6 protein-coding genes and 2 pseudogenes are annotated in these 5,761 nt (G+C 76.2%); all 8 read right to left on the bottom strand.

The annotated features are described in order from the left end of the window. Positions 1-391, bottom strand: a pseudogene (locus NH342_RS21660) (ABC transporter substrate-binding protein); the annotation flags it as partial. Next, positions 369-962 (bottom strand): RNA polymerase sigma factor, encoded by a 594-nt coding sequence (locus tag NH342_RS21655; RefSeq protein ID WP_253018226.1) that lies wholly within the window; start codon positions 960-962, stop codon positions 369-371. The gene NH342_RS21655 and the pseudogene NH342_RS21660, both read right to left, overlap by 23 nt. Positions 963-1,015: 53 nt before the next feature. Next, a complete protein-coding gene (locus tag NH342_RS21650; RefSeq protein WP_253018224.1) occupies positions 1,016-1,708 on the bottom strand; it encodes a class F sortase in 693 nt (230 codons plus the stop codon). 25 nt (positions 1,709-1,733) lie between these two features. Further along, positions 1,734-2,546: a DUF4397 domain-containing protein gene (locus tag NH342_RS21645; RefSeq protein ID WP_253018222.1), complete on the bottom strand. Its 813-nt coding sequence runs from the start codon at positions 2,544-2,546 to the stop codon at positions 1,734-1,736. Positions 2,547-2,630: 84 nt separating this feature from the next. Next, the gene (gene egtD / locus NH342_RS21640) at positions 2,631-3,599 is read right to left on the bottom strand and encodes an L-histidine N(alpha)-methyltransferase (RefSeq protein ID WP_253018220.1); all 969 of its coding nucleotides are present in this window, start codon (positions 3,597-3,599) and stop codon (positions 2,631-2,633) included. Beyond that, positions 3,596-4,234, bottom strand: a complete 639-nt coding sequence (gene egtC / locus NH342_RS21635; RefSeq protein WP_253018218.1) for an ergothioneine biosynthesis protein EgtC — start codon at positions 4,232-4,234, stop codon at positions 3,596-3,598. The genes egtD and egtC overlap by 4 nt, the downstream gene beginning before the upstream one ends. Positions 4,235-4,277: 43 nt before the next feature. Then, on the bottom strand, positions 4,278-5,540 hold the full coding sequence (egtB, locus tag NH342_RS21630) for an ergothioneine biosynthesis protein EgtB (protein WP_253018216.1): 1,263 nt from the start codon (positions 5,538-5,540) through the stop codon (positions 4,278-4,280). Continuing rightward, positions 5,537-5,761, bottom strand: a pseudogene (locus tag NH342_RS21625) (ergothioneine biosynthesis glutamate--cysteine ligase EgtA); the annotation flags it as partial. The pseudogene NH342_RS21625 and the gene egtB, both read right to left, overlap by 4 nt.

Below are 5,761 nucleotides of genomic sequence, written 5' to 3'. Positions count from 1 at the left end.
GGGGGCCCGTCGCGGCGTCGCGGTCCGGCGACCGGTCGGCCTCCGGCGCGGGCAACGAGCGCAGGGCGGGTCGGGTGGGCGGTGCGGACGACGCGTCGTCCTGGTCGCCCGCGCTGGGCAGGCCGACGAGCGACGGCGCGGCCGCGGGACGGGGGGTGGCGGTGACGCCGGTCTGCGCCGCGATCGCCGCCCACACCCGGTCGGGGACGGGGATGGCGGGGCCGTCGTCGGCGGGCAGGTCGGCGGTGTCGAGTGCGTCGACCGCGCGGCGCAGCGACGTCACCTCGTCGGCGCAGGTGGGGCAGCTGGCGAGGTGCTGCGCGTCACGGGCCGGCAGCTGCTCGCCGAGGGCGGCGAGCGCGAGGTCCTCAGGGCTGCAGTGGTGCTGCACCGCCGGCCTCCAACCTGCTCCGCAACCGTTCCAGGGACCGTCTGATGTGGCTCTTCACCGTGCCCAGCGGGAGGCCGGTGCGCTCGGCGATCTCGCTGTGGGTCAGGTCGGCGTAGAACGCCAGCTCGATGATGCCCCGCTGGGGCTGGCCGAGCTGCTCCAGCTCGCCGAGGACGAGCACCCGGTCGGTCACCGCGCGGTCCAGCGGGTCGGGTGCGGTGGGTGCCGCTGTGCCGGCGGCGGCCTCCGCCGCGCGGCGGTCCCGCTCCCGGCGGGCCCACGCGTCGGCGACCCGGTGCCGGCAGATCCCGGTCAGCCAGGCCGGCAGCGGACCGGCCTCGGGGCGGAAGCCGTGCCGCCCGGTCCAGGCCGAGACGAAGGACTGCTGGACGACGTCCTCGGCCTCCGGTCCCGGGCCCATCGCCCGCACGGCCATGCCGTGCAGCTGGGCGCCCCACCGTTCGTAGGCCCAGGCGAGGGCCTGCTCGTCGCCGGCGGCGAACCGCCGGCCGACCTCGTCGTCGGTGGGCTCCCCGGGCGCGGGGGTCCCCGCACCGGGGGGTACGTCCATCGCGACCATGATCGCGAGCCTAGGTGCCCGCTGGGTGATCGGCATTTCAGCAGCTAGGCGACGGGTTCGGCGACCACGACGACGTTGTCCTCGTAGGACCGGACGTCGGCCAGGAACGGGCCGCCGCAGGTGATGAGCACCAGCCGTGGCGGACCGCTACGGGCGAACAGATCGGCCAGCGGCACCGACTGCTTGCTGAACTCCTCGCGGGCCACCACCTGCCAGGTGGTCGAGCCGCCCGCGTCGTCGGTGACCTGCACCCGGTCCCCGACCGACGCCTGCGCCAGCGGGGACATCGCACCCAGACCCTGCTCGGCGTCGTCGACGTGACCGGCCAGGACCGCCGACCCCTCCGGCGCGCCGGGGGCGGGGCCGAAGCGGTACCAGCCGACCCGGGACACGTCCTCGGGGATGGTCATGTTCCCGTCCGGTTCGACCCCGACCGCGTCGACCGGGGCGTCGATGCCCAGCGCCGGCACCGCGAGCCGGGTGGGTGCCGGCAGGGCCGGGGCGACCTGGGGGGTGGCCGGGCGGGTGGTCACCGGGGGGAGGGGAACCCCCGACGACCCACCCGACCCGACCGGGTCCGGCCCGGCGGAGGGTGGGTCCGCCGGACCGGACGGGTTCGCGACCACCTCGGCGACCGGAGGGCCCTCCGACGTCCCCGGCCGGGTGAGCAGCCAGGTGGTCGGCACGCCGACCACGAGCAGCACGCCCAGCACGACCAGGAGGACGGGGACGCGCACCGCCGGGCGCACGGGTGGCCCCGGGTCAGCCGCGCTCGGCGGTCAGCCGCCGCGCGCCCAGGCCGAGGGCGACCATGCCGAGCAGCGCGGCGCCGACGACCGGCAGCGGGACGCTGCTGTCCACCAGGCCGGCCGAGCCACCGGGGACGCCGGACGGGCTGGAGTGCGTGCCCTCGATCGTCTGGACGGCGAGCTGGTAGCCCGCGTCCTCCGAGCCCCAGGCGTAGACGACGGTCGAGGTGCCCTCGGCCAGGGTCAGGTCGGCCGGGCCGATGGCCACGGTGTCGGTGCCGGCCAGCACGACGTCGGCGGAGACGGTGCCCGCCGCGGTCACCAGGCTGGCCTCGCCCGGGTTGCTCAGGTTCGGGACGATGACCTGGCCACCGGCGCGGACGTCCACGGCCGGGGCCGCGGCGTTGTGCCGGACGGTCACCCGGGCCTGGCCGGCCGGCACCGCCGAGGTGTCGTTGACGTAGGGGGTCAGCACCGGGGTGCCGTCGGCCGTCAGGTGCGCCGAGATCGTGGCGTCGGCGCCGGCCGGGACGCTGACGTCGTCCGCGGAGGCGGCCGGCTGGGTGCTGGCCGGGTCGGAGCCGGCCGGGTAGATGGCCAGGTCGTAGGTGCCGGCGGGCAGCTGCAGCGGGTCGGTCAGGGTGCCCGGCTGGAAGTCGGGGATCAGCTCCTCGCCGTTGGCGTAGACGTCGACCGGGACGCCGGGGACGGCGTGCAGGACGGAGACGGTGGCGGTGTCCTCGGCGGCGGAGGCCGGGGCGGCGAAGGCGCCGAGGGCGAGGGCGCCGGTGGCGCCGACGACGAGGGTCCTGCGGAGCGGGGTCATCGGGTGTCCTTCCGTGGAGTGGGTGTGCTCTCACCCCTCCTTCCGCCGGACCCCCCGCCCCGGATGCAGCGGACGCGGAGAAGATCAGATCGGCGTCGCGAGGGTCAGCGCGAAGTCCCCGTCCGGGTCGGTCCAGCACTCCGCGGCGCGCAGCCCGGCGGCCGCCAGCTCCTCGGCGACCTGCTCGGTGCGGAACTTGGTGGACACCTCGGTGCGCAGGTCCTCCCCGGCCGCGAAGGGGACGTCGAGGTCGAGCGCGCCGATGTGCACCACCTGGTCGAGCAGCGAGCGCAGCCGCATCTCGATCCAGGAGTTCTCCGGGTCCCACAGCGCCACGTGCTCGAAGGCGTCCAGGTCGGCGTCGGCGTCGAGCTCGCGGTTGACCACCGCCAGCACGTTCTTGTTGAACGCCGCGGTCACCCCGGCCGCGTCGTCGTAGGCCGCGACCAGCCGGCCGGTGTCCTTGACCAGGTCGGTGCCCAGCAGGAACCAGTCGCCGGGGTCGAGCACCGAGCCGACGTCGGCCAGGAAGGCCGCCCGCGGGCCGGGCTCGAGGTTGCCGATCGTCGAGCCGAGGAAGGCCACCAGCCGGGTGCCCTCGCGGGGCAGCTTGCCCAGGTGCTGGGTGAAGTCGCCGACCGCGGCGTCGACGGCGAGGTCGGGGAACCGCTCGCCGATCACCGCCCCCGCGTGCCGCAGCACCGACGGGTCGACGTCGAAGGGCACGAACCGGCGCAGCGTCCCGGCGGTGGTCAGCGACTCCAGCAGCAGCTGGGTCTTCTCCGACGTCCCGCTGCCCAGCTCGACCAGGGTGTCCGCACCCGAGAGCACCGCGACCTCGTCGGCGTGCTCGGCGAGGATGGCCCGCTCGGCGCGGGTCGGGTAGTACTCCGGCAGCCGGGTGATCTCGTCGAACAGCTCGCTGCCGCGGGCGTCGTAGAACCAGGTGGGCGGCAGGGTCTTGGGCGTGGCGGTGAGGCCGGCCCGCACGTCGGCGCACAGCGCGGCGCCGGCGTCGACGGGGCCGAGGTGGTCGGTCAGGGTGAAGCTCACTGCAGGGCCTCCAGGGCGGTGCCGTCGGGGTTGACCATGACGAGGTGCCGGTCGGGGACGTCGGTCCAGCGCGGGTCGTCGTCGTAGGGCTCGCTGGCCAGCACGGTGCCCTCGTCGAGGCTGAGCACCGAGAGGGTGTCGCCCCAGGTGGTGGCCAGCAGGCGGGTGCCGTCGGTGGCCAGCAGGTTGAGCCGCGCCGCGGGGTCCGCCGTCCCCACTTCGACGACGACGTCGCCGAGCGCGTCGACGCCGCGGGTGAACACGACCGCGGCGAGCTGCGCGCTGTCGCAGACCGACTCGGCGCCCGGGGCGGGCGGCAGCACGGCGCGGTCGACCCGGCCGTTGTGGGAGAGCAGCCAGCGGCCGTCGGTGAACGGGGCGGCGGCGGTCTCGTCGACCGGCATGCCCACGGTGGCCGAGCGGACGGCGGCCAGCACGCAGGACGACGACACCGCCGGGGCCACCGAGGCGAAGGACGCCGAGCCCCACAGCGGGGTGGCTGCGCGCCAGCGGGCGGGCTCGGGCCGGTCGGGGGCCCACCAGCCCACGCCCCAGCCGTCGGCGTTGACCGTGCCGTGCCGTTGCCGGCGGGGGGCGTAGGACTGCACGAGCAGCGAGGACGGCGGGTCCAGCACCAGGGACGCCAGGGTGCGCGGTCGTCCCAGGTACGCCAGGTGCCTACACATCCCAGGCCAGCCGGACGCCGCTGAAGACCTGCCGCCGCTGCGGGTGGTCCCAGTTGCGGAAGCTCGGCCGCAGGATCGACGCCCCCACCGACCAGGCGCCGCCGCGCAGCACCTTGTAGTCGCCGCCGAAGAAGGGCGCGGAGTAGTCGGCGTAGAGCATCGGGGCGAAACCGGGCCACGCGGTGAAGTCCGACGACGTCCACTCCCACACGTCGCCCATCAGCTGCTCGACCCCGTAGGCCGACGCGCCCGCCGGGTACGCCCCGACCGGGGCCGGCCGCAGCGCGCCGCCCCCGAGGTTGGCCAGCTCCGGCGTGGGCTCGGTGGACCCCCACGGGAAGCGGCGGCGCCGGCCGGTCGCCGGGTCCCAGGCGGCCGCCTTCTCCCACTCCACCTCGGTGGGCAGCCGGGCGCCGGCCCAGCGGGCGTACGCGTCGGCCTCGAACCAGGTGATGTGCTGCACCGGCTCGTCGGCGGGCACCTCCTCGTGCACCCCGAACCGGGTGCGGGTGCCGTCCCCGTGCCAGCCCATCGGGTGCGTCAGCCCCATCCCGGTGCGCACCTGCCAGCCGCGGTCGGTCCACAGCTCCGGGCGGGTGTAGCCGCCGTCCTCGACGAACGAGGCGAACTCGGCGACGGTGACCGGGACCCGACCGATCCGGAAGGCCGGGACGTCGACGGTGTGGGCGCCCCGCTCGTTGTCCAGGCTGAACGGTTCGGCCGTGCCGTCGACGCCGATCTGCGCGGGCCCGCCGGGGACCAGCACCGACGTGCCCGCGACACCGGGGCGGCCGGGCGGCAGCGGGGTGCCGGTGCCCAGGACGGCGGGGCCGCGGCGCAGCTGGAGCGTCTGCAGCATCGTCTCGTCGTGCTGCTGCTCGTGGCTGACCACCATGGCCACCTCGAAGGCGTCGGCGTCGGCCACCCGGTCCAGCACCCGGGCGCGGACCTCGGCCACGTACCCGCGGGCCTCCACCGGCGGCAGCAGCGGGAGCTTGTCCCTGACGGCGCGGGGGTGGGTGAAGGCGTCGTAGAGCTGCTCGACGTCCGGGCGCAGGATGCCGCAGCGGCCGGCCTGCCCGCCGCGCAGCAGCCAGAGGTCCTCCTGCTGGCCGATGTGCGCGAGGTCCCAGACCAGCGGGCTCATCAGCGGGTCGTGCTGGCGCAGCAGCTCGGGTTCGTCCAGGTCGGTCAGGTGCAGGGTGCGTTCGCGGGCCGCGGTCAGGTCGCGGACGACGGTGTCGATCCCGGTCATGCTGCCTCCTCGGTGGCCGCGAGCAGTGCGGCCTCGGGCCCGTGGGCGCGGGCGGTGGTCAGGACGGCGGCGCCCGGCCCGGTGCCGGCCTCGACCTGCTCGGCCAGGGCGTGCACCTCGGGGCGCAGGTCGGGTGGCACCCGGTCGGCGGCCGCGGCCAGGCAGGTGCGGGCCGCGGCGCGCAGGGCGGGGTCGGCCAGGCCGTGGTGGGCGGCGGCGGT

Origin of the sequence: Klenkia sp. PcliD-1-E, from assembly GCF_024124375.1 — a bacterium.
GTDB lineage: Bacteria > Actinomycetota > Actinomycetes > Mycobacteriales > Geodermatophilaceae > Klenkia.
Note: the sequence above shows the minus strand (reverse complement) of the source record. Positions and strands in the feature narration are given on the sequence as shown.